General features: G+C 31.6%; 23 protein-coding genes. 9 read left to right on the forward strand and 14 right to left on the reverse strand.

Annotation, left to right across the window (positions count from 1 at the left end; translation table 11 throughout):
* Positions 1-145: 145 nt before the first annotated feature.
* From F0000_RS12410 to F0000_RS12460, 11 genes are all read right to left on the reverse strand, one after another.
* Positions 146-925, reverse strand: coding sequence for a hypothetical protein (locus F0000_RS12410; protein ID WP_149625042.1), 780 nt, complete (start codon positions 923-925; stop codon positions 146-148).
* 10 nt (positions 926-935) lie between these two features.
* Positions 936-1,643, reverse strand: a complete 708-nt coding sequence (locus F0000_RS12415) for a hypothetical protein (RefSeq protein ID WP_149625043.1) — start codon at positions 1,641-1,643, stop codon at positions 936-938.
* Between the two features lie 4 nt (positions 1,644-1,647).
* Positions 1,648-4,356, reverse strand: a complete 2,709-nt coding sequence (locus F0000_RS12420) for an OmpA family protein (RefSeq protein ID WP_149625044.1) — start codon at positions 4,354-4,356, stop codon at positions 1,648-1,650.
* Positions 4,357-4,367: 11 nt separating this feature from the next.
* Positions 4,368-4,862: a DUF4280 domain-containing protein gene (locus F0000_RS12425; RefSeq protein WP_149625045.1), complete on the reverse strand. Its 495-nt coding sequence runs from the start codon at positions 4,860-4,862 to the stop codon at positions 4,368-4,370.
* 12 nt (positions 4,863-4,874) lie between these two features.
* Entirely contained in the window at positions 4,875-5,849 is a 975-nt protein-coding gene (locus tag F0000_RS12430; protein WP_149625046.1) for a hypothetical protein, read from the reverse strand.
* A gap of 37 nt (positions 5,850-5,886) precedes the next feature.
* Positions 5,887-7,671, reverse strand: a complete 1,785-nt coding sequence (locus F0000_RS12435) for a type VI secretion system Vgr family protein (RefSeq protein ID WP_149625047.1) — start codon at positions 7,669-7,671, stop codon at positions 5,887-5,889.
* A gap of 535 nt (positions 7,672-8,206) precedes the next feature.
* Complete coding sequence (gene tssD / locus F0000_RS12440) at positions 8,207-8,602, reverse strand: type VI secretion system tube protein TssD (protein ID WP_149625048.1); 396 nt, start codon at positions 8,600-8,602, stop codon at positions 8,207-8,209.
* Positions 8,603-8,739: 137 nt separating this feature from the next.
* The gene (gene tssD / locus F0000_RS12445; protein WP_149625049.1) at positions 8,740-9,129 is read right to left on the reverse strand and encodes a type VI secretion system tube protein TssD; all 390 of its coding nucleotides are present in this window, start codon (positions 9,127-9,129) and stop codon (positions 8,740-8,742) included.
* Positions 9,130-9,377: 248 nt separating this feature from the next.
* Positions 9,378-10,253 (reverse strand): TssN family type VI secretion system protein, encoded by an 876-nt coding sequence (locus tag F0000_RS12450; protein WP_255452707.1) that lies wholly within the window; start codon positions 10,251-10,253, stop codon positions 9,378-9,380.
* A complete protein-coding gene (locus F0000_RS12455) occupies positions 10,250-11,173 on the reverse strand; it encodes a hypothetical protein (RefSeq protein WP_149625050.1) in 924 nt (307 codons plus the stop codon). The genes F0000_RS12450 and F0000_RS12455 overlap by 4 nt, the downstream gene beginning before the upstream one ends.
* A 31-nt stretch (positions 11,174-11,204) precedes the next feature.
* Positions 11,205-11,828: a C40 family peptidase gene (locus tag F0000_RS12460; RefSeq protein WP_149625051.1), complete on the reverse strand. Its 624-nt coding sequence runs from the start codon at positions 11,826-11,828 to the stop codon at positions 11,205-11,207.
* A gap of 200 nt (positions 11,829-12,028) precedes the next feature.
* On the opposite strand from F0000_RS12460, the gene F0000_RS12465 reads away from it, so the two are divergent.
* Genes F0000_RS12465 through tssO form a run of 5 tightly spaced genes read left to right on the forward strand, consistent with a single transcriptional unit; the run spans position 12,029 to position 17,052 of the window.
* Positions 12,029-12,460 (forward strand): GPW/gp25 family protein, encoded by a 432-nt coding sequence (locus F0000_RS12465; RefSeq protein ID WP_149625052.1) that lies wholly within the window; start codon positions 12,029-12,031, stop codon positions 12,458-12,460.
* A 44-nt stretch (positions 12,461-12,504) separates the two neighbouring features.
* On the forward strand, positions 12,505-14,304 hold the full coding sequence (locus F0000_RS12470; protein ID WP_149625053.1) for a type VI secretion system baseplate subunit TssF: 1,800 nt from the start codon (positions 12,505-12,507) through the stop codon (positions 14,302-14,304).
* 25 nt (positions 14,305-14,329) lie between these two features.
* On the forward strand, positions 14,330-15,328 hold the full coding sequence (locus tag F0000_RS12475) for a PKD domain-containing protein (RefSeq protein WP_149625054.1): 999 nt from the start codon (positions 14,330-14,332) through the stop codon (positions 15,326-15,328).
* Between the two features lie 22 nt (positions 15,329-15,350).
* Complete coding sequence (locus F0000_RS12480) at positions 15,351-16,508, forward strand: type VI secretion system baseplate subunit TssK (RefSeq protein ID WP_149625055.1); 1,158 nt, start codon at positions 15,351-15,353, stop codon at positions 16,506-16,508.
* Between the two features lie 37 nt (positions 16,509-16,545).
* Complete coding sequence (gene tssO / locus F0000_RS12485) at positions 16,546-17,052, forward strand: type VI secretion system TssO (protein ID WP_149625056.1); 507 nt, start codon at positions 16,546-16,548, stop codon at positions 17,050-17,052.
* A 97-nt stretch (positions 17,053-17,149) separates the two neighbouring features.
* On the opposite strand, the gene F0000_RS12490 is transcribed toward tssO, so the two are convergent.
* A complete protein-coding gene (locus tag F0000_RS12490) occupies positions 17,150-17,731 on the reverse strand; it encodes a tRNA-(ms[2]io[6]A)-hydroxylase (protein ID WP_149625057.1) in 582 nt (193 codons plus the stop codon).
* 439 nt (positions 17,732-18,170) lie between these two features.
* On the opposite strand from F0000_RS12490, the gene F0000_RS12495 reads away from it, so the two are divergent.
* Together F0000_RS12495 and F0000_RS12500 are read left to right on the forward strand one after the other, a co-directional pair.
* Positions 18,171-18,764: a DUF2293 domain-containing protein gene (locus F0000_RS12495; RefSeq protein WP_149625058.1), complete on the forward strand. Its 594-nt coding sequence runs from the start codon at positions 18,171-18,173 to the stop codon at positions 18,762-18,764.
* A 244-nt stretch (positions 18,765-19,008) separates the two neighbouring features.
* Positions 19,009-19,326 (forward strand): YchJ family protein, encoded by a 318-nt coding sequence (locus tag F0000_RS12500; RefSeq protein ID WP_255452708.1) that lies wholly within the window; start codon positions 19,009-19,011, stop codon positions 19,324-19,326.
* 603 nt (positions 19,327-19,929) lie between these two features.
* On the opposite strand, the gene F0000_RS12505 is transcribed toward F0000_RS12500, so the two are convergent.
* Positions 19,930-21,294: a T9SS type A sorting domain-containing protein gene (locus tag F0000_RS12505; protein WP_149625059.1), complete on the reverse strand. Its 1,365-nt coding sequence runs from the start codon at positions 21,292-21,294 to the stop codon at positions 19,930-19,932.
* Between the two features lie 416 nt (positions 21,295-21,710).
* On the opposite strand from F0000_RS12505, the gene hisS reads away from it, so the two are divergent.
* Positions 21,711-23,081, forward strand: a complete 1,371-nt coding sequence (hisS, locus tag F0000_RS12510; protein WP_149625060.1) for a histidine--tRNA ligase — start codon at positions 21,711-21,713, stop codon at positions 23,079-23,081.
* A 65-nt stretch (positions 23,082-23,146) separates the two neighbouring features.
* A complete protein-coding gene (locus F0000_RS12515) occupies positions 23,147-23,611 on the forward strand; it encodes a hypothetical protein (protein WP_149625061.1) in 465 nt (154 codons plus the stop codon).
* A gap of 351 nt (positions 23,612-23,962) precedes the next feature.
* Here the strand turns inward: F0000_RS12515 and F0000_RS12520 are convergent, their stop codons facing one another.
* Positions 23,963-24,568, reverse strand: coding sequence for a hypothetical protein (locus tag F0000_RS12520; protein WP_149625062.1), 606 nt, complete (start codon positions 24,566-24,568; stop codon positions 23,963-23,965).
* Positions 24,569-25,261 lie beyond the last annotated feature (693 nt).

Below are 25,261 nucleotides of genomic sequence, written 5' to 3' on the forward strand. Positions count from 1 at the left end.
AAATATAAAATTTAACATAGATGCAGATAAGTCAATGTTCGAAAAACCTGCAAAATGATTTAATAGTTGTTTTCTTAAAATGCCTTAAGCAAATATTAAAATGATTAAGGTATTTTTATAGCTTTTTTTTGAAAAAGAAAATAATTTAAATGATTTCCAAACGTCCTGTATCTTTATTAAAGTAAAACTCTAGATCTAACATTAAAAACTCTTTAGGCTCAGCTTTTTCAAATGAAAGCGCTGGTTCTCCCGTTGGTCTCTTCAAACTTGCTTTTTTACCATCAGCTGCATATATTATAATGCTATCTTCTGCTAAATTTACGATATCAAATCCATTCTCAAAATCTTGTATAAGACCTCGTATTCTAGCGTTAGAATCAACCGAAGACAGGTACATAGAAGTTGCGATATTTTGCTCCCTGTTTTTAATACGATCTTCAAATACCTTAAACTGCTTGTTCTTAATTGTATTTGCAATTTCTATATAAGCACTTCTTAATTTAATTTCAAAATCCTCTATATCTTTAAGGTCATTTCCTTGTTCCCAAAGGGTATTCAGTTTATAATTTACAGTAACATCCAGATTTTGTGTATTCGCAAAAAAGCTTAAAGGTTGATTATCATGTACTTTTGGACTTTGATAACGTTCATAAGCTTCAACAAATTTAAAACCACTCTCTATAGTATATAGATTACAGGTATATTCAAATTTTGTATCATTCGAAAATTGTGTACTGCCTATTACAGGTACTATAGAAACAGAAATTTCTGTCATACCACTTTCTGATATCGCGTGATTGATAGGTATTTGAGAAGAAATCTGACCATTTTCTACATTCATTGTAAGAACCGGATGGTCATTAACTCTAATTTCGAAACGACATTCAACTGCACTAAACTTGATAATATAGTATGGTTTTTTCAATGTTTTATTTTTAAAGCGGTAAATTATTTAGTAATTCATTAGCATATTTCTCTTCTCCAAAAAAATCATTTTTCTTATCCTCAGCAAATTGGAGATAAGAATAATTTGAATCTTGTTTTTCTATCCTTGTGTTGAGATAATCATTATAATTATTCAATCCTTCATATAGATAGTGGTCAATTAATTTCTGATCATCATTTTGCAGTATAATCAATTTACTTTTGATAGTTTCTTTTTCTTCTATTTTGGATGTGAAATTTTGTTTTAGTATTAAATAAGTATCGTTTAATTCCCATATTCCATTAAAGAAATTTTCATCTTTATTATAATAATTAGGCTTACCATATTTTTCTATAATACTGGTATACAAATTTTTGCTATCTTCTCTAACCGATGTTTTTAAATCAAAACATTTGATTAGATTGGATTTTTCATCTAAAAATAAATTTAAACTGGTGGGCGTGAAATACTTTTCAGTTTGTTGCTGTTTTAATTTTATTTTATTGAATGTAAGTAGTTTTTGGTCTTCTGACTTATAGCTTTTTAAGTGTTCAAAAGTGGATTTTCCCTCTTTGATTTCATATTGTTTATTTATTAGGTTAGAAGCTTCATAAGGCATTCTTACCTCTGCCAAATCAAAATTTGATTGAGAATGAGAAGTACAAGATAACATACAAAATGTAAATAAAAGTGATAATAGTAAATTGAAGAATCTCATTAGATTAAGGTTTTATAAGTTGTATTTCTGCTTTGCGACCCGAAATATCCTCTAAATTTTTGATGATATCAAATTCATCCCAAAATTTTCTCTTTTCATTAATATTGATAGGTTTCCAATCAGCACTTATTACTTTGTATGATAAGCCTACTTCTATGTAGACAACTACTTGAGCTATACAAGGGTCTATTTTTAAACTAGGTTTGTAATATAGACCTTGATGTGTTCCATATTTTAAATGATGTCCAGAGGTTATACCAAGTTTGACACCTGCACTGGCATGGCCCTTTGCGTGGGCTGATCCTACTTTTACGATAACGACTTTGGCACTTAATTCGATACCTGCAGTAAGTTCAACTCCTAATTTGGACTCTAGATTAGCACTAGCACTTTTTTTGTCAGAAGCTGTATTGCTTTCAAAATCAACACCACCATTTATAGTTCCTGTAATAATGAGATCAAACCAAACACGGAAATTGACCTGTACTCTTTCGGATTCGTACCCCTTTTCTGCCCATTCTCTTATAGCCAGAATAATATCTCCCGCTACTGGGTTTCCTGTAGTTGCATAGGAAGCAGCGGTGATGGCTCCTCCCAGTAAATCAATTATTAGTTTAACACCGATTAGTGGTTCTGATTTTAAATAAAACTTGTATTCAGTTCCAATTTCTTTTATAGGTTTTTTATCTATTTCTCCTCTGGCTAACTGCCATTCAGCACCTATACAAAAATTAGGGGGAACCATTTCTACAGAAAAAGGAGTTTTATTGCCAAGAGTTTTTGTTGCTTTTCCTTTAGTCGTTTTCGTAATTCCTTTAGAAATCTCCTTCAAGGAACTAAAAACATTATAGATCCATTTAAATTTATCTTCGTATTTTCCTGTGACTTCAAAATCTTGTTCATAATTTAGGTCATCTATTTTATTCCAGCTGGCTTTGAGAACTACTCCAAAAGCTGCTTCAGACTGTTTCCATTTACTTTCTGCAGCTATTTTTCCATTTACTTTACGCATTCTCTGTACTCCAGGAGCATCTAAGCCTTGCCATTTTACAGCCAAAGGATTACTAAGTTTTAAAAAGAAATGAAAATCCCATTTGATATCAGGGTATGTTTTTACGATTACAGCAGCTTTTTCTTTATTAGTATAGTATCTACAACTGTGAATATGAAAATTGAAATTATTAGTACTGCTTTTATGCGGCCAAATATATTTTAAAGCATCTATTTTTAATACAGAGATAGAAAGATTTGAATACACCTGATGTTCTATTTTTGATGTTCCATCATATACAAAAGGTCCTTTTTGTCCTTGAGAAGTGAGTTCAATAACTTTTACGTCTTTGGTATCATGAGCCAGGTTTGTTCCTCGTCTTAAACATTTATCCGTATTGTAAGTATCTATAGTAAATGCAATTTTTTTCTTTTTAGATTCATCTGGTGCAATGGTTTCAAAAACAATGCTTTCTGCATTACCTCCAAAGATTTTAAATCTAATAGTAAGTCGTCTATTTTGTTGATGTTCCTCTTCAGAAATATCGTTTCCATTAATTAAAAGTCTTCTTTTACCATATCCCCGAGCCGTGATCACTTTTCTGGAAACTCCCTTTGAAACAAGATATTCTCGCGCAGAAGCGGCTCTACGTTGAGAAAGCTTATCATTGTACTCATCACTAGCTCTAACATCACAATGAGCACCTAATTCTGCTGGAACGTATGGGTTGTCTAGTAATAATCTGACAATTCCATCTAAAACGGATTTTGCATCATTTCTGATCTCTGATTTGTCCAGATCAAAATGAATAACTTCGGATACCTGAAATTCTGATTTTTGTTTGGTATCAAGTTGTAATTTCCCTTCTTCAAAAAGCGGAATATCTTTTTTATCATCTGCAACAACAATTTTCCTAAATCTGCATAACTCATACCGTTCTACATTGATTTCAGATTCCCCAACGATGGCAGGTCTTGCATTTTGAGCTTTTTCTACTTGTCTGGTGACAATTTCATCTTCTATTTTTAGGTAACGAGCATGGATATCTTGTTTTTTATCATCTACAAGCGTTTTTGTTGTTCCTTGTACTTTTAATTTTACATAGAATTCTTCTTTACTACTAGTCCATATACCGGTACCAGCTCTCCAGGTATAGGTGTTTTTAATCTGTAGGTTCACCTCTCCATGAATACACTGCACACCGCCTATGGATGTCACTTTTTTATCACTTCCTGTTTGACGATTATATATGTCTAGCACCAGAGTGGCTCCATTTAACCCTTCTGTCTGTATATTTAACCATACATCATCACCATATTTTATAGCGCTTTCTCTGATATCACTACCTCCATTCGTTTTACTCCATTTGGTACTTACAATTTTTTGAGGAGCGATTGCTCTAAAAGTTAATTGTGTTGGATATCTATTGATAGGAGTATCCAAAAAGGCTTCTATAATGTGTTGTTTTGGTCCGCAAAATTTTGGTTTTACGGTGATTCCTCTAGTATCACCAATTTTTCCTTCCTGATCACTTTTTGTGTATGGAATACCTTCTTTGGGTCTTATAATCCATTGTGCATGACCTTGCATTCCCTTAGGAGTTCCATCGTGATATATAGCTTTTACTTCAACTGTTTCGTTTGCTTTTATCTCAAAGTTTCTGGGTGCGCTAGTTTTACTTATCCCTTCTACAATAACTACTTTTTCTATTCCTACAGGCATATAAGATGTTTTTAAGTAACAATTATTTCTTTTATATCAGAAGCTTCTTCCATTTGTAAATCTCTGGAATCGATCATAGGGTTTATTTGTCTCTGCGCATCGGGATTAGAATCCTCTGCATTGCTTGAGCTTCCTGCCGGAGATTGACCATGATCTAAGATACTGATACAAGGACTACCTGCAATGGGACAAATAGCTTTACTATCTTCAAGTAATACTTTACCTCCATTGCTGAACTCTAAATTTTCATAAAAACCATCCCACTTGGTCACAACAATTTGACATGGTTTAAAACTACTTCCTGTAGGTTGTAATTTACATTGACCAAAAGTATTTTTTTCAAACGTAGCGCCTCCTATTTCCATAGAAGTTGCAAGTAGTTTTTCTGTTCCATCACTATCATTTGCATAATACTTGGAGTGGGAGAGAACCTTAAGTTTATCCGGACCATCTCCAAACTGGCACTCACACATCGCTCCTTGTACTGCAGCATATTTCTGGCTCATAATGTGTTTTTTTTATCTTTTAAATAATTTGGTCCAAAAACCTTTTTGATTATCATTTTTGTTTTCTTCGGCTTCCTGATCATCTATCAAAACTGAGTGTTCTGGAATTTTTTCTAACAAAAACATTTTAATACAAACCTTTTTAGGTTTTGCAAACTTAGTTTCAAAATTAGCTTCGTATCCTTCTACGATTCCTGTTTTTTTATCTAATAAATAGATGAGATCACAGGTTCCATTCAGTTTTTTTTCATTGGTATTAATTTTTGCGTAATAAGGATCATCTAACTCTTGTTCAATATCCAGAGCACATCTTTGATCTTTAATTTTGCCTTTACCTTTTATAATTATGTCTTTAGAAGATTCATTTTCTAAATCTTCTATAGTTAGTTCTGTTAGATAATTCACAGGTAGTGCTTTTCCGGCAATGGGATATTTGATTTCACATCCAAAGGTGAAATCATCGCTATATACGTTATATAAAGGTGCAAAGTAAAGTTGTAAAAACCAGTCTTTAGAGATTTTATCAAAAAACACTTCTGGTGATCTCAGTGTGTAATCAGTAAGTTTAATGTATTTATCTACAAGAAGACCTTTATAATTTTTGGATAATCGCTTCTTTGTTATATTCCAGCGAGAAACAACGTCATTATGATTATTAATACTATGAATTTGTCCATTTCTGAGTGTTTCGATTTCTAATGGATAAATGACATTACTAACCTCATAAGCTAATTTATCTAAAAAATCTTGTGGAGCCTGATCATTAATATAAAATTCTGGTAATCGGGTAATCCTGAATGAATTTGTAAATTCATCAACTTTGCCTATAAATTTGATCGTTAGCTTATATCTGAGTTCAGTTCTGGATTGATGATCATCCAAAATAATCATGCAACCATATTTACCTGTAAAACCCTTGGGTTTTAAAAGTAATTGATGATCTCTGCCCAGAATAGCAACCGTATGTTGTTCTTGGTTTCTTTCCATAGTACGTTAAGATGATCGATTAAAAGGTACTTTTAGATTAAAAAAGTTTAACTTTCTCTTTACTTTGAACGTCAACCGTTTTTCCTGATGACAGTGTCAGGTTTTGTTTATTACTACTTATTGTTATTTCATCAGATACATTCTGTTGTTTTTTAGAATCTGTAGAAAGATTTTCTTCAACAATTATTGTATTGTTCTTAGTCATTACATTGTAGTTTTCAGAGATACTTTTTGTAAAATCCTTTCCAGCAACCATATCTATATTCTCATCTGCTTTGATTTTAATATTTTTAGCAGTAAAAGTCATAGTTTCACCTGCAGAAATTGTGATATTATTTGTAGCGGTATCAATATGTATACTATTACTGTTTTTATCGGTAATTGTTATAAATTCTCCACCTTTGGTATCATTTAATTCTACGGTATGGCCACTACGGGTTCTGATGGCTTTGATATTATTTTTGTCGGTATTCCAGCCTGATGGATTAGCACTTCCATTATATAATGTCCCTAGTATATAAGGTCTTTCTGCATTTCCACCTTCAAAACCAACTAAAACTTCTTCACCAATTTCCGGGATAAAATGAAATCCTTTTTCACCACCTGCATGGGGTGTAACGATTCTTAACCAAGGTGTCATTTCACCTTTTTCCTTTTGCCAGGGGAATTGTACACGAATTCTGCCTAACCCTTCGGTATCACTATTCTCTTTTACGATGGCTACTTGTGTTTCGCTTTTTGGAAATGCCATTAAATCAGTATTAGGATACACGTCAAGATCAGCCGTAACTCCTTCAAACTTATTTTGGTATTTACCATTTTCTGTATTCGTATGCGTAATACTGGTAATTCTAAAACTACCGTAGGCAGCTCCATCTCCCTGAATCTTGACTACCTGACCTATTTTTACTCCTGGATTATCACTGGAACCTTTAAAAATTACTTGTTTTATTTCTTCAGCTTTTTTCTGTTGTTCTACCTGAGTATCTAATCGTTGTTTTAGGCTACTGTCGATATAAGAATTCAGATACACCTTGGTTTCGTTAGGAAAAATTTCATCTGATTTATTGCTAATAAAGCCATTATGCCCATTAATACCTGTACTCACTTGCCTTGTTGCTTTCTGATGCTGTCCATCTGTTAGATAGTCGTTCGTAAAATAATTATAATTAGTAGATGAAGGTTTTAAATCTAATGAGAATTCTTGCAGATCATGACCATAGGTAAGTAGCACTTCTTCTTCGTCTTCTGGTTTACCAAAAACCAGAGAACTGCCATCATAATAGAACCATTCGCTATATTGAGCTGCTAATCTGCGGGCATACTCAAAAGCACTTTCTTTATGCTGTACACTATAATGAATGGTTTGAGTACCCACCGGATTAAAAATGGTCTGAAGCTTAGATTGGTCGTATTTCTTGAATGTTTCGTCCAAAATAGTTGTCAGGTCTACATCATTATATGAGTTATAATTAGGGCCGTCATCAGCAATAATACTGCTACTATGTGCTTTTATAGTCACTAAATCTCCTTGTTGCTGGTGAAATCCTTTTGTGCTATTCACAGAAGTAACCACTCCTTTAAATTCAAAATCTTTATAACCTGTTAAAGCTCCAAGAGAAGAAATTTGTACCGTAATAATTTGCCCTAGATAATTTTTAGTCTGTGAGGCTATATCTCCTGTACTATTTTCTAATACATCCATTCTACAAACTAATTCTAATATATGATGTGCATCAATTTCCTGATGCAACACTAGTTGTTTATATGCATGTATAGCAGCGCCTCCTATAAATATTTGAGTGTTAGATTGTAATGCCATGTGTTTTGTTTTGAGGTTTACACTTTATAGATTTCCTGTGTTCTTTAAATTTTCTTTTACAGTATATTTAAAGAACACAGGGAATTGTTGTCAATCTTTTGATAAGAAGTATCACTTTTATAATGATAAAAAATTGTGTGGTACTCCTTTATTATAGTCGAACCATTACTTTCCTGGTATGGAGAGAAGATACGTATGAAATTAGATTTATATAAAGAGAAATACTCTTTTTCTAAGAATACATTTTAGACAGCTCATGAATTCTTATGACTAAAATATAGACTCACGTATTGATATTAATTATTTCCTATACATTTTAAAGGAATTAAATTTCTTACTTTTTTATTTCTTAAATACCTTATAGCTAATCTTATTTTTTTAAATCAGCTTTGTTTTCCCTTCCAGTATATAAAATTTTTTAGAAAATTCTTTCTTTGTCTATAAATATTGAATTAACAAACGCTTAGACTATTCAGTGTTTATTAAGAAATTATTTATAATAATCATATCCTCTCCCTCTAAGCATTTGATAACTTTATACTTTAGATGGCCAATTGTTTGTAAAAGTAGTTCCTTTAATCGTTACTTCTTTTGCAGAAAGTATTAGGTGTATTTGTAGAGGTTGGTCATTAGTAGCATTAAAATGTTCTGTATATTCTATACAATAGGCATCTTTTATCTCTACGTTTTTAAGACTAGACATATTATCTCGTCTAAAAAAAGTAATCTTACAATTTTTGGTAACTGTTGGCGATATACACCAATCCAAAAAATCTGTTTTTGCGGTAGACTCAATAAGCAGGCTTACCTGACCACCTTGCGGTTTTGCACAGGGTCGACCTGTATAATCCGCATCTTGTTTGAAAGTGAATCGGCAATCTAAAATAGTCAATTCCTCACCATCTAGTTCTAATTTTGATAAAAATGACATAATGTTTTGTTTAAGTATTTATAATTATAGATACTAAATCTAAATTTTATAAGTAAAAGATTGATATAATAAATAGTGAAAAAAGGGAGTGATATTCACTCCCTCCTCTTTAATAATTTTTCATTGTAGAAAAGATCTTAAACCCAAGGGTTCTCGTGCTCACTATTTTTTGTATCAACAACTCTTGCTGATATCGTAAAAGTGATAGTCGCAGGATTTTTACCAGTTGAATCAAAATTTTCTTCATAAGCTACGACATAAGCATCATTGAAATTGATTTTCTTTGCAGTTGCTTTAGTGTCTCGTTTTTCAAAATTTACTACAAAATTTGACATAGTGTAGCTATCAAAAGCTAAATCAGAAATTTTTTCATCGTCTGCACAAGATTCTATTGAGAATCTAGCTTTCCCACCTCTTAAAACTGTAGATGGACGACCTGTTGCATCTGTTTCTTGAGAAAGTTTGTAATGGAAATTTAATAAGTTAAATGTAGCTCCATTAACTTCTACTGTTGCATGAAATGACATAATAAATAATTTTAAATTAATAATAAATAATAAGTATATAATAAATGTAACTTGTACGGTGTAAATGTAATGAAAAATGTTATAACCGTAGTTGTTGATTATATGTAGGAATCTTATTAATTAAAATTAAAGAAGGAAAAGGACTACACTTTTTTCAGGGGGTTTTTCCCTTTTTGCGATGATAAACAGCAAAAAAAATATCTCAACGATAAATCATGAGATATTTTTTAACATAATTTTAACTTATTTTATGCTCTTTTACAGATGATTACATCGTTTTCTTTAATGTTATTGCCCTCTACTGTTCTGGTGAAGTCCACATGCATTTGTGATCCATACCAATTAGGCTTTGTATAAAAGATCCAACCGTGTGGATTGTTTTTATCGTCCAGAAATTGTATTTCACCCTCTGGGTGGCGATCATTGTAGTCATTGATAAAAAAGTAGAATAATTTACCAAATTCCATTTTCTCTGGCGCTTTTAATCTAAAATTGCTAAGCTCATCCAGATTTTTTCCTTTATGAAATTCAAAAGAGATTACCAAAGGGTTTATTAATTCTTCATCTTTGGGATCTTTGATTTTTTTATCGATTGGGTAAAACCACTTTTTATATACCGGAACAGGAATAGCTACTGCAAATTCATATAATTTTACTACCAATATTGGTATGATAAACCAAATAGCAGCGGCAGTAAATATATATTTATACTCAGGTTTGTAGATATCGACTACCATAAGAAATGTAATGAGACCTAATAGCACCGTCACTACTGTATATAGAAATTCTGACCAAAAATCGGTTAAACTCTCTGATAAATCTGGAAAAAACTTGCGTAGTGTAAGTACATGTAATGATCCCAGACATAAAAAAATAATCTGAAAACCAATAAAACTGTTAAGTGGTATATCATTAAGAACCTTATCATTACTCAGTAGGGCAGTTCCTGCAAATAATAGGAGTACAACGAGTATATAAAGAAGGAATTTCTTTTTGTTTTTTACAAAAAGCTTCTTTAAGCCAGCAACAAGTCCCATTAAAATAGCACTTATTGCTAATAATAATATTCCTACTTTTAAAAAATCAGCACTTATCATTGCTGCAGATTGTATTATTAAACTCATATCATAGTTGTTAGACCCATTCTGGGACTGTTTGTCTCATGTAAAATAAATGTATCCTCTTTACTTGAATATGTTACGTTAGTTTCTGTATCTATTTCCAGGGGAATAAAATAGTCGCAAAAGATAGTAATAAATTTTTTAGTAGCGCTATTTACTATATAGTTATCTATTTTCTCTTTTTTTACAGGACCTATGGTTATCTCCCAATAGGGGTAAGAAATAGAAGTCTCTTTTAGTTCTAATACAAAATCAACACCTAGTTGATGATCTCCAGAAATGGCAGCTATATCATCCTTGATAGTTTTATACTTTAATTTTATAGTTACTTTCTCACTAATAATCTTTTCCAGACTAAGCGCAGTGAGTTCAATATCCCCAGAAATTCTGTGTACATAGGGTAGTAATTGTAGTAATTTGATACTATATTCTGCGGGAATATCTTTATCTAATTTCCAAAATTTTAAGAGAAAATCGGTTTTTAAATTAGTGAACTCGTTAATCAAAGCTCTTTCATTCTTTTCAATAATTACCTTTTGCGTAAAAAATTCATTTTCTAAAGGTGCAAAAAAAGAACGAGCATCTTTTTCTTGTTTCTTCTGTTTTTGATGGAGTTCAGTAAAAGAGAGGTCAGTTTTGGTTTTTACCGGATCATGAAATAATCCTTCTGGTAACATATCATACAAGCCATTTCTGGCCAAATTGAATTGCAATTTATCTGTGTTACCTGTATATGAATCTACTTTAAAATCAATGACATCTCTTCTATATGATCTTGAAAAGGTACTTTGATTAAAAACATCAATATCGGTAAGATCAAGATCAGAATTTTCCAGAATCTCTGTTACAAAAATTTCAGCTTTTAGGTTCTGGTAAGTGGTCGTTAATTCTTTATAAACATCGTGTACCTTTTTTTCGGTCATTCGTATAGGGTTTTAAAAGAATGTTATTGGTTTAATTTTGTGTGGTAGCGTTAGAAATCTTTGGTTTCTTTCCTCCAGCAACAAACATTCTTTTCCAGGGCTGTTTTTTTAAGTTGCTAATCTGTACACCATTTTTTCCCGAAGTTCCTTTTCTTGATGTAGAATGTACAAATTTGTCATTCCCTAAATAAAACCCTACGTGCGTGATATCATAGAATTCTGAACCTTTACTGTTAAAAAAGATAAGATCTCCCTGTTTTAAATTATGCTGCCCCTTGAATTTATTAGTATCTGGCGCATCAAATTGTTTTTGAGCAGTACGTTCTATAAGATTACCATATACATCGTGAAATACATATTGCGTAAAAAAAGAACAATCAATTCCATCTTTAGTTTCTCCTCCAAGTTTGTATGGCGTATTCATCCAATCATCTATGAATTCAAATAATGGTATATTATCTATTTTTTTGGCAGGAACACCAAGTATAGCTCCATATTTTTTCTGGATAGGTGACACAGTATTTTGTTGAGCTAATGCAATAGAGTCTCTTCTTGCCTGAGCTAATGCTTCTTGTTCTGCATTTTTTGAACCTCCGCAACTCAGTACCCCAACAACAACAATAAATAGAATTAATGCCTTAGAAAGTATATTCATATGTGAATTAAATTTCCACAAATATAAAAAAACTTCTAATTATTTTATATACTTAGCCAACTGTTAACACTAAAATAAGATGTTAAAAAGAAGGAATCATTATTTTTTATTTAGTTTCTTTGATAACGGGGCATTGATAAATAAAATCTTTATTAAATTGCGATTAACTTTTAAGAGCAAAGTAAACAAATAAATATTTGATGGTTAATTCTTATTATAAATTACCGCTGGATACCCTTAGGATTGTCAAGAATAAAGAAATAGACAGCTGTGATCTGAAACAATCTATTGTTAGCTTTATTCACCTAATAACTACTTCTTATTTTGGAGAATGTACCTTTGATGAATCTTTTGGTTGTTCTATATGGAATGTTGATTTTGATAACTTAACCAGTACTAATAAATTGAGAAACACAATAACAGAATCTCTTATAGATAGTATCGTTTCTCAGGAGAAAAGACTTAAAAGAGTTAATGTAGAGGTAACTATCGAACAAGAAGAGTTTACAAACAGAGGCGCATCGAATAGAATTAAAAAGCGCGTAGATATCAAAGTGAATGGTATTATTAGCAGGACTAATGAAGATTTTACCTGTATAGAAAGATTTTATATTGCTCCACTGTCATTTTAGAAAGTTTTATGGGTTTAGAAAATAAAGTACAGATAAAAAATAGAATGATCAAAAAGGCCGCTTCTCTTTGGGGGGTTTCTCCCAATGAGATTGAAAGCTCTTTTGATCCTTTAGTATCACTGCTTATAGGCGCGTGCGCCGCAGAAATAGAAAAAATATCTGGAGAGATTGATAGTTCTCAGACCAGAATTACGGAGCGTTTGATTCAATTAATGACTCCAGAAACTCTTTATGGAGCGAGAGCTGCACACGGTGTAGCATATGCTGAACCTGTCGAGAAAAATATGAGTATTACCCCAGAGCATCTGTTATATTACAAAAAAAAAATAAAATCAAGGAATGCCAGTAATGAATTAAAGAATATATATTTTTCTCCCGTAGAGGAAAATAAACTTATCGATGCTCGTATAAGTCATATGATTTGTGGCAAACAATTGTATGAAATAGATGGAAAACGAACATCTGCCAGCCCTTTATCATTATCCAAAGGAAAATCACTACCACCATCTACATTATATATAGGTATTCATTCTGAGCATGAAAAAAACTCTATCAAAGATATTTCACTATACTTTGAACTATTAGATGTACAGGAAAATGAACTTTTTTATCATCATCTCAAAAATGCAGATTTTTATTTTGAAGACAGACCAATAGAGACTATTTCGGGCTATTATAATAGTGAAATCTCCAGTCGAATGCATCTGGAATCTATTTTTGACTATAAACCTAATAAAACTAGAAATATTGAAGAGCAAACAAAAAAGTTGTATAAAAAACACTTTATTTCTATAAAATCTGATTTTTCACTGCATTCGGGGTGTAAAATACCAGAAGATTTTTCTAATTTTATAGATCTGAAAAACCATGAGGATCTGCAGGACTTGAATTGGATTAAAATAGTTTTTCCGAGAATCATCGATGATACTGTTTTAGAAAGTGTGTATTGCACATTTAATGCTTTTCCTGTATTAAATAGAAAGTGGGAAAGTATCTCGTATCAATTGAAAGATTATATTGATATTATACCAGTAAGTACTCAGGAGTTATTTCTGGATGTAAAAACAATCTCTAATACATCAGGTAAAATATATAAACTGAGAGAGAATAATTCTTCAAGTGATAATAAAGGTACCTATGTCATCAGAAGAGATAATGTGAGTAAATTAGACGCCAGAAAAGCTAAAGAATATATAGTACATCTGATTGAATTGTTAAAAGATGAGAGTGCTTCTTTTTCTTTTTTTGGAAATGATTTTTTACAGTCTAATATAAATGAACTGAATCAAAATATTTCTTTATTAGAAAAAAAGGTTTCAGATATGCAGAAGACTTCAGAAGAGACCAATTATATTTCGGTAAAACCCTATAAGAAAAAGGATACGCTTTTAGTAGAATATTGGGTTACCAATGGAGAAGATGCAAATCAGATCAAATCTGGAAATACCTTAAATATATATCAAGGTAGTGATCTGAAACAAAATGCTAGTGTATTTCTTACTTCCACATTTCAAGGTAAAGATAACCTGGCAATGGAAGAAAGATTGAATGCATACCGCAGAGCATTACTATCCAGAAACAGGATTGTAACCAAAGAAGATGTAAAAGCATTATGTTATGAATTATGTAGTAATAAAATAACTGAAGTAAAAGTAAATAAAGGATTTAAAACGGATATTCAGATAACCAAAGGTTTAGTACCTTGTATAGAAATAACGCTATTAGCTAATACAGAAGTGAAAACTTTAGATCTGGAATGGAATTCACTAAAAAGCAATATTTTATCTATATTAGAGCAACAATCCTTAAACGTTTTTCCATATAAAATTACGATAGTAAATTAATTGTATTTTTTGAAAATTATAACAAATGAAAAAGTCTAATAATACTGCAAATTATCACTTAGATAAAAGTGTTGTGTTGTTTTTTATTATTACAATACTAGTCACTGCTTCTGTTTTTGCATTTAAATTTATCAACTATACTCCTTGCGAAATAGTTGATTTTGAATTTAATGATAAAAAAGATTATAGAGTAGGAGAGATCGTACGGTTTAAAGATAATACTAAAGGAGTAACCCAACGAGCTTGGGATTTTGGGGATAGTTCTAAAATTGACACCAGAATTTCTCCTTACCACACGTACGAGAAACCGGGGCTCTATATTGTGAAATTAAAAGTTAATGGCAGGTGTGAAAGTCAGGAAGAAATTACGATCAACGAAAAGATTTTTATTCTTGATTCTACAAAACTTGCCAATTTTGATATTCCACGTGTTATCAACGTTGGGAAAACCTTAAAAATAGAGGATAAGACGTTGGGAGCAACTTCCTGGGAATGGAGATTTGGTGAGACAGCTAGTATTAATTCTACCGAAAAGAACCCGGAGTACGTATATAAAACACCAGGTTTGAAAACAGTTATTCTTGTTGTTAATGGAGATATAAGATATGCAACAAAAAAGAAAATTACCGTACTCCCAGAAGAAAAACCAAAAGACAAACCTCGTCCGATAGTAAAACCAAAAGATCCTAAGCCCAGAAATCCGGGTATTATACCGGTGGATCCTATTGGGATTGAACCGGTAAAAGAGGAAGAAGAATTTAAAGCTCCTTTTATAAGCAAAAAATCATTTGAAGATAAGCTTGTTTTGGTTGCCGATAAGAAGGCAACTGCAGAAAGTTTTAGTGAGTATTTATGTGGTAACCTGGACCTTACGATCATAGCAAATAAAAAGAAAACTACTTTTATGAAATTGTGCGAACGAATAAGAAGAAAAGGTATGAAACTTAAGGAGCTTGAGATATCCAGAGAAGAGAATAATTGTATAAACAATATTGTTATTAGATATAAGAACACTAGATTATAGGTCTAAAAGGAACTAGATACAGATGGAATTAATAAATAAAAATCACCATAGAGTCAATTGGATTGACGGAATGAAGATCAATAAAAATCATTTTATTGAAGTTGAGAATGCTTTTACCAGCTTGATTCAGCAAGTGGGGTCTATGGATATAAATGGCATTAATTATGGATTATTACCTGGTTTTGGAGGAGAAGATGCGGTTGATATGGTATTTTCTATGGACGGTCAAGATACTATAAAGGTTCAACTAAATAAATGCAGAGCAGTTACCAAAGGAGGATATATCATTAATATCACTCCAGAAATCTCTGGTTTTCTTGAACAAAAAGGGAGTATTATAAATACAAAGTACCAGATAAATAATCCAGAAGATGAGTATTATATTGTATTGAGTGTGAATCCATATGGAAGAGTTCCTATTGGTGATGCCGATCCCGAAGAAGAACCGCCTAGACATCCATTCGTATTACCAGAGTATAATCTTACGATCATAGCTATTGCAGAAGCTAATGAAGAAGAATTTGGAAAACATCACATCACAATCGGTAAAATTAAATTATCCGATGGTACCGCATCATTAGCTGAAGATTTTATTCCTCCTTGTATCTCTATTCAAAGTCATCAGGATCTTAGATATATTTATACAGAAATACATACTTTTTTTAATGCTATAGAAAAGTATACTATGAATATTATCCAGAAAATTTATCAGAAGAAGCAAAATAATGAACTTGCTACGATGGTATTGACCCTAACCCAGAATACACTACAATATCTTGGAGGTATGCTACCAGAGTTCAGATTACAGGACAGACATTTACCTCCGGTTACTATGATTACAAAATTGATGGCATTGGCAAGAGTTATCAAGAATAGCATGGATGTATATGTTGGAACAGGAAAAGAAGAATTATTAAATTATTTATCTGATTGGTGTGATCTCAATCAAGGTGCTTTTGAGAATGTATTGCTGGAAATGATGGATTTAGAATATCAACATACAGATATAAATAAAGCTTTATATAATGTATCTAGTTTTACCAAATTAATGCTTTCTCTTTTTAAGAAATTAAATGAGCTTGACTATATTGGAAAAAAATCTGATTCTAATATCTTTGTTAAAGAGGAAGTAATTGCTAAACCTGATGTTAAAAATAGACGTAGTTTCTTATTGGATTAGTACGTAGTGTTGTTAAAAAAAATTATAGTTCTAAAAGATGAAACCAAAAAATAGTAAAGAAAGAAGAAATAGTATATTAAAATTTTCATTGTTGTTTTTATTTACAGCAGCATTAATTGTTACAGCATTCTTTTTTGATTTTAATAGAGTTCCTTTTAAGGAAAATTCTGTTTTAAGAGAGCGTTCAGCATCTGTAGAAAAAGAAATGCAATTTCAGGAAGGGTTTTCTAAAGGGATGAAAGAGGTAGAATCACTTGTTGATTCTCTGGATATTCCCGGTCAGAATCTCTCTTATATAAATCAGTTAATTAACTCCAAAATTATTGATTTAAAAAAGACCATTCCTGTAGAAGATTCTACCTATAGATATGATATGTATACCAGTATTGTAAATTCATATTTGGATATAAAAGAGATGAAAGGTAACTTAAAAGAATATGGTAAATTAAAATCTGATTTAGCCGAATATAAAGAAGAACTGGATAGAGTAACACAAGAACTAAAAGAAGCTAATAGATCTCTGGATATCTATAGAGCCAATTAGCCAGTAGTATCCATTATTATAGTAATAAAGAATACACAATCACAAAGAGGATACTTTTTTTAGTATCCTCTTTTTTATCTAAACAGATGGTTGTGTTTTACCCATGAATCGCTTCACTTTTACTTAAGGATTTCATAATTTCTGCTTCATAAGAAAGTAAATCCTGCCATTTTTTTTCTACTTCTTTTCTATCACCATATTGCCTGGCAAAATTTAAAAACATAGTATAATGATTTGCTTCACTTACCATAAGACTTCTATAAAAATCTGCTAATTCTGTTTCGGTAAGTTCTTCTGATAATAATTTAAAACGTTCACAACTTCTGGCTTCTATCAGTGCAGCATACAATAATCTATGAACCAATTGAGTGGTTCTACTACCGCCTTTGGGAAAAAATTTAAGTAGTTGTATCACATAATCATCTTTACGATCTCTCCCCAAAACAAATCCTCGCGCTATAATTTTATCATGCACCATTTTAAAATGACTGATTTCTTCTTTAACTAGTTTCGTCATTTCCTGTACTAGTTCAGTATATTCAGGAAAACTAACAATTAGTGATATTGCAGTAGAAGTAGCTTTCTGTTCACAGTATGCATGATCAGTAAGAATTTCTTCTATATTCTTTTCAACAATATTCACCCATCTGGGATCTGTAGGAAGTTTTAGACCTAGCATACGATTCAATTTTTGATTATCATTTTATACAAAATTAGTTAAAACGAACTAAATTTATCTTGACTTTTTACTTTTAACTAAAAATGAATCAAAATTAGACTCATAGCTATATTTTTTGAAGACTACACAACAATTGTACAGTTAAAAAAGTACTGAAACATGGATGAATCCTATTCATTTTCAAGGGGATAACATACATAAACAAGTATTAACTGTATCTAGGATTATTTAAGACTTTTAAAAAGGTTATGTATTATATAGGATAAATTCGAGTTGATAATAGGACTATAATAGATTCCTAGTAATTTTTTACAGTTGTAGAAATATCTGAATATATTATTTTTGCAGTAAAAATTAGTAGTTGGCTACAATCTCACAAAATATCTTTTTAACAAAGAAAGAAAAACTTAAATGTACATCATGTGGAAAAAAAATTCCGGTGGGCAAATCTTTTGTCGCAGAGAGTGAAAATCATAAAGGAACCTGTTTTTATTGTTCTCCTTTTGTTGGTTATGTGATGTTACCATCGGGTGATGTAGCATTAACAAGAAGATCCAAAAAATACTCTACTTTATGTGGAGTAGTTTTAGTATGGAATCAACGAAGAAAACGATATGAAAGAAAAGGACAGCTAGTAGAACAAATAGCAATAGATAAAGCTAGATTAGAATGTGAAAAAGATCAGGCTGCCAGAAATCTTAAAAACAAAAAAGCTGCAGTTGTAAGAGCTCATAAGGATCGAGAGTATACTTTTAATTTTGCTATGGCGATAAGAAATCGATATCCAGGTTGTCCAAAAGATCGTGAGTTTGAAATAGCTATGCACGCCTGTGAAAAATATAGCGGACGTGTAGGTAGAACAGCAGATGCTAAAAAATTCGATAGCAAAATGATTGATTTAGCAGTAGAAGCGCATATTAGACATGAGGAGACTAATTATGATGATCAATTTGGTAAAGGAAAAGGGAAAAAACAAATCCGAGCTGCTATAAAACCAGATATAAGTTCTATAATGAAACAATGGAAACAATAAACATTTCATAATTGATTGATGACCAAAAAAAGGAAAGAGAAGAATACAGTGAATAAGGCGAAACACAGTAAGTTAATGAATCGCAAAAAAAACAAACTCAAAAAAGAAAAAGAGTTAAGAGCGCAAAGATTAAAAGCTATTGTGAAAAAAGTAAATGAGCAAAATAACCATGGAGATTAATAATTGTCATTGTGGTAACAATATATCTTATAATTTTTGTTGTAAAAAAATACATCTGGATATTATGAACGCAGAAACAGCAGAAGCTTTGATGCGTTCCAGATATACTGCCTATGTTTTAGCAAATGAGGATTACCTAATGAAAAGTCATCATAGTTCGACAAGACCTATTAAAGAGAAGAATGCTATTATAAAATGGGCCAAATCCGTAGACGGGATAAAACTAGAAGTTTTAGAATGCAAAAAAGGTTTACAAAATGATATAGAAGGGATGGTTGAGTTTAAAGCTTTTTTTTATGAAAATAGTAAAATACAAATGATTCATGAAAACTCAAGATTTACTAGAGAAAATGGTCATTGGGTATATGTCGATCCCGTGTGAGTTTTTTTCTATAAAAAGAAGTGTGCTAATTTGATTTTCAATTGCTAATATTAAAGATTAATACAGCTAATACGATTTATAACTAAAAATTTCGCATATTCATCGTTTCTTTTTCCTTTCTACTTCGTTTAAAAAATAAACCGTAGCTATAGCTATGCTTGATTTTTTTGCCTTGCATAAAGAAAAAATAATTCAATGAATTTATACGAATTTTTTAATCACAAATAGTATAATTCCAATGCTTTGACAAAGGGAAAGTGTATCAAGAATAGTTTTTAAATCCACAATTCTTATCAGAATTTCACTACACAATGACGAGTTCTTTAACTCATCAGTTTAAACACTGGATAAAATTTTTATTGAATCTCTCAAACAGGATGTGCTTAGAATTAATGAAGCTAGTAACTCATGTTCTAATGAATCGATCAACCTTTGCTTGTTTATTTTCCAGCATAATGATAAAAAAGCTGTCAGATAAGAAATCTAACAGCTTTAAGGTATTTATTTTTTATTCGAAAATCGAGACTCAAATGCTCAGAGCCCTGCATCTAAATCGAAATGTTATTTTTTAATAAATGCCTCGTGGACTTGCCCCGAGGTAGTTTACTTTAAAAATTTGAAAGTTTCAAAGATGTCGTTTCCTTCTAAGTTTATCAGATATACACCATTTTGCAAACCGCTAATATCAATATCAAAAGTAAGTGATTGAACGCTTTTACGTAAAACATTTTTACCAGATAAGTCAAAAATTTCAATAGTAGAGATGTTATTTTTTGAAACTACCTTAATATTTGTGGGTGTGTTAAAAATCTGAACTTTTTCAAGAGTAACATCTTCAATACTTAATGGGATAGCAGGTAATAAACGCACACGGTGATTTCCTCCGTCAGCAATATAAATATCTCCTGGATTAGAAATTGCAACTGCAGAAGGGTTATTCAAACGTGTATCAGTACCAGACATACCATCACCATTAAAACCACCACCATTAAAACCTGTAGCACCTGTACCAGCAATAGTATTAATCAATCCATCAGAAGAGTTTACTCTACGTATTCTTTGATTGGTTCTGTCAGCAATAAATATATTCCCTACTGCATCTGTGATAATTCCATTAGGGCTATCCAATTTTGCATTTATAGCAAGTCCGCCATCTCCATCAAAATCACCAAATCTATCAGAGCCGGCAACAGTTGTAATAACACCACTAGCATCAATTCTTCTGATTCTGTTATTACCTCTATCCGCGAAAAAAATATTTCCAGATGTATCAACAGCAATACCAGAAGGACTTCTGAGTTCAGCACTCGTAGCAGGTCCGCCATCACCACTGAATCCGCTATCTCCTGTGCCTGCAATCGTAGTAATAATACCGGTAGTAGCATCTACTTTTCTAATTCGGTTATTTAACCAATCAGAAATATAGACATTGCCATTAACATCTACTGCGACATATTGTGGGCTATCTAATTCGGCAAGAGTTGCTTGACCATTATCACCACTAAATCCACTGGTTCCTAAACCTGCAATTGTTGAAATAATTCCATCAGAAGCATTTACTTTTCTGATTTTGTTGTTATCTCTATCGGCTATATAGAGGTTGTCAAAAATATCAAATGCCAATCCTTGAGGAGAATTTAAGGAAGCATCCACTGCCAAACCTCCATCGCCAGAACTTCCAAAACTACCTGGAGAACCAGCAAAGGTTGTAATAATACCATTTATGTCAACCTTACGGATATCCGGGTTGGTTATTTCTGAGAAATAAACATTTCCTGCTGCGTCAACAGCAATTCCTCCCGGAAAATTAAGTTCCGCATTTATAGCAGGTCCGTCATCTCCGCTAAAATCCTGAACTCCCGTTCCTGCAAAAGTTGATACATTTCCATATTGTGCAAATCCAATAAAAGGACTGTATACTATAGAACAAATAACTAATAAAAAGTTTAGAGTAATTTTTGATGTCATAAATTGTATTTTAAATTTTTATAATCAATTAGTTACAAACATATGTAATATTTATATGATAAAATAGAATTCGCAAAAAAGGTTATGGTAAAACCTTACCTAACAAATTAATCGGGATGAGCGTACTCATATTTTTAATTTTTAGTTTTGAACTTAGTATGATTGTTGTTCATCAAAAATTTATTCAGATTAGGCTAAATAAGGTGTTTTTTGAAAGCAATGGTGCCATTACGATTGAGAGATATAACAAAATGGTGGTATATTTCTGCTGTTTTTCTGGAAATAGAAAAAATTAAGTTATGTATATAAATTTCTAATTATTTACAGCTTTTTTTAATATTTGCATTCTTAATTTAATAATGGTGAGTTTACTATTTTTTAAAGTAGGTATTGAATTCACGATGTAAACAAAAAAAATGGCACAAAAACCGAAAATCCCTCAAGGGACCAGAGATTTTTCATCGACAGAGGTAGCTAAACGCTCTTATATAATAGATATAATAAAAGAACAATTTCAATTGTTTGGATTTAATCCAATAGAAACTCCAAGTTTTGAGAACAGTGAAACATTACTGGGTAAATATGGAGAAGAAGGAGATCGGTTGATTTTTAAAATTTTAAACAGTGGAGAGAAAGTTAAAAAAGCCGATCTAACGGCTTTAGAAGAAGGAAATCTGGCTAAGTTTTCTAATTCTCTTTCAGAAAAGGCACTTCGTTATGATCTTACAGTTCCTTTTGCACGATATGTAGTTCAGCATCAAAACGAAATAGATTTTCCTTTTAAGCGATATCAGATTCAACCAGTATGGAGAGCAGATCGACCACAGAAAGGGAGGTTCAGAGAGTTTTATCAATGTGATGCTGATGTTGTAGGTAGTAGATCCTTATGGCAGGAAGTAGAGTTTGTTCATTTATATGATAAGGTGTTTGCAAAACTGGGATTAGATGGAGTGACTATTAAAATGAATAATCGTAAAATACTTTCTGGAATAGCAGAAGTAATAGGTGCAAGTGATAAATTAATTGATTTTACGGTAGCATTAGATAAACTTGATAAAATAGGAGAAGCGGGTGTTAAAAAGGAAATGCTTACTAAAGGAATTTCTGAAACTGCAATAGAAAAAGTAAAACCCCTGTTTAATTTTACAGGGAATACTGTAGAAAAAATTGCTAAATTAAAAGAATTGTTGGTGGCTTCTGAAGAAGGAATGAAAGGAGTCGAAGAACTAGAGTTTATTATCAGTATGATTAGCAAAATTTCTCTGAATTCTGCCAATCTTGATTTGGATATAACTTTAGCAAGAGGTTTGAACTACTATACAGGCGCTATTTTTGAGGTGTCAGCTCCCGATGGAGTACACATGGGATCTATAGGTGGAGGTGGTCGTTATGATGATCTTACAGGAATTTTTGGATTAAAAGATATTAGTGGTGTTGGGATTTCTTTTGGGCTGGATAGAATCTATCTGGTACTAGAAGAGTTGGCTAAATTTCCCGAAACAGTAATAGGTACTACCAAAGCATTGTTTATTAATTTTGGAAAAGACGAAGCCTTGTATTGTTTAAGAACTATTGCAAAACTTAGAGAAGCAGGAGTACAGTCAGAATTGTATCCAGATAGTGCCAAAATGAATAAACAAATGAAGTATGCGAATAAAAGAAAAGTTCCTTTTGTCATTCTTGCGGGCGCTTCAGAAATGAAAAATGATATATTTACTGTTAAAAATATGGATAAGGGAACACAAGAAGAGTTAACTTTTGAAGAATTAATAGTACTTTTATGTTAGTTTTATTGTATAGAAAAATAATGTACGAAATGACGATTTTAGAATTACTCCTAAAAATTAGAATTATGAAAAATATCTTTTTTTTATGTTTGTTCCTGCTGATTATGGTGTCTTGTAAAAAAGATCCTAAGACTGATAAATTAGAAGTTGTAGAAGAGATTGTTGATTCTACAGATGTTGTAGCTGAAGAAATAGTAGCGGAGGAGCCTGTCGCAAAAAAGAAAAAGAAGCCTGTCGCAAAAAAGAAACCTAAAGATAAAAAAATAGCGGTTCCTCCGGGTGCTCCTACCTTTAATAGTAGGGCAGCTAGAAAATATATAAGGGATTACGAGGCGTATATTGCTAATTATAAGAAGGCTGTAAAGGCTAAGGATATGGATTCTTTTTTGGAATTAAATGAGGCGAGTAGTAGCCTGACTAAACAATATCGATCACTTATTTCTACACTTTCTGGAGAAGAAATAAAAAAAATGAGTAAATATATTCAAGCCAAATCTAAGCAAATAGAAGAACTTTCTAAGCAGATGTAGTTAGTTCTTGATTTTCTGAATTAGGTGTTTTTATCATATTTCGTATTGATAATGAAGTCACTAATTTGTTAATTTTACTAATGAAAATAGGGAAGAAGCGATGCATAAACTTAGCTATCTATCGCATAAAAAATCTGTGTATTGAGAAGTTTATGGGTGCAATTCCCTTTTTTAATTATAGAACTCAACTTGAATACTGCTTTGACCTGCAAAACTTACATTTTGTACTATAGTAAGTAGTTTTTTTTCAGCATAGCCATAGCAACATTAAAAAAAACAAAATTAGCGAGCAAAAGCCAAACTTTTCAGTTGAAAACCACTACGCAAGATGCGTTCATAGCTAGTTTTAATTTAATGACACTTGATGTTCAGGTTTACTTCAGTGAGTTGACTCCAAATTTGATGTTTTTTCTCCTGGGGAGACAAATAAAACCAGACTAAATATTTCTCTTTCTCTGGACAGTATTCACTTTTAATTTTGGCGTTCAGAACAATTAACTCTTTTTTAAAAAATTCATCATATAGCTTGATTGAACCTTCAAAGGTGTTTTTATTTGTCTGTTGAAAAGAAGACTTAGTCTCTGGAATTTTTTTAAAGAAGCTAAAATTAGTAATTGCTCCAGTATTCATAAGTCCGTCAAAATATATATTCATTATGTTTTCCAACTCAGAGGAGTTTACATTGGGATCTTTTGAAATCATCCACAAAAAAACATATGAAAAATAATCCTCGCTATCAATTTCACCCCAGCCTGGTGCAAATCGAATATGTTCTTCCCCTTCATATTCTAAATCTCCTGCGAATATTAATGGAAATTCTAGAACTTCACTCCGCCAATCATTTTTTGCTTCAAGAACGTTCTCTATAGTATTATGTAATCGAAAATAAAGGTATACGCCTCCAATTGTAATAACGGCTATCAATACAAGTAATATTTTAATCAGTTTTTTTAGCATCTATGATTAATCAATTATTTACGGCAAAGTAATATAGTGCGTTTTCCCTGGCTCAATATTCTAGATATCTAATATAGTATAATTTGCTAAACTAAGGGAATTTTCAAAAAAAATCCGTTACAAAGCTACCAATGTACTATCTTTTTGTGTGTTTTATATTCAACTACTATTTGTGCTATAACTTTATCTGCTATTACTTATGTACATTATTACCGCCAAATTCTATTATTCTGTTAGCAAGTCTGGATTCGGTTTTTGATAGTTTATAGACTATAAAAATTACCAATAAAGCTTCTGGAATTTGCAGGAAATCCATCATTATTGCTGCCTCTGAACCTTAAATTAACTGTTCGATAGTATCTTGTTTGAATACTGTTTTTAGTATATATCTGCCTACAAAATTTGATATAATAAACAACTCCCACCACTTCTAATAACAAATGAAGAGTCAAACTTTTTGATATTCTCTTGGGCTCTCTGTCAAGATTTCATTCGTTATTTGTACAGGTTTGCAAAACGATAAAACAGTTATAAAATGGCAGAATCTCCCAGATAGTTTTCTAAAATGGAGTAGTGATATATTATTATTATCGTAAGCGGCAAAAGGATAGGGAATAAGGATCTATTCCCTTGAAGAGGAGGAGATTTCGTGATCTTTAATTTCTTTAGAAGGCACGATAAAGGCTATGAAAA

This window comes from Aquimarina sp. RZ0 (assembly GCF_008370685.1).
In the GTDB taxonomy this organism is placed as follows: Bacteria; Bacteroidota; Bacteroidia; order Flavobacteriales; family Flavobacteriaceae; genus Aquimarina.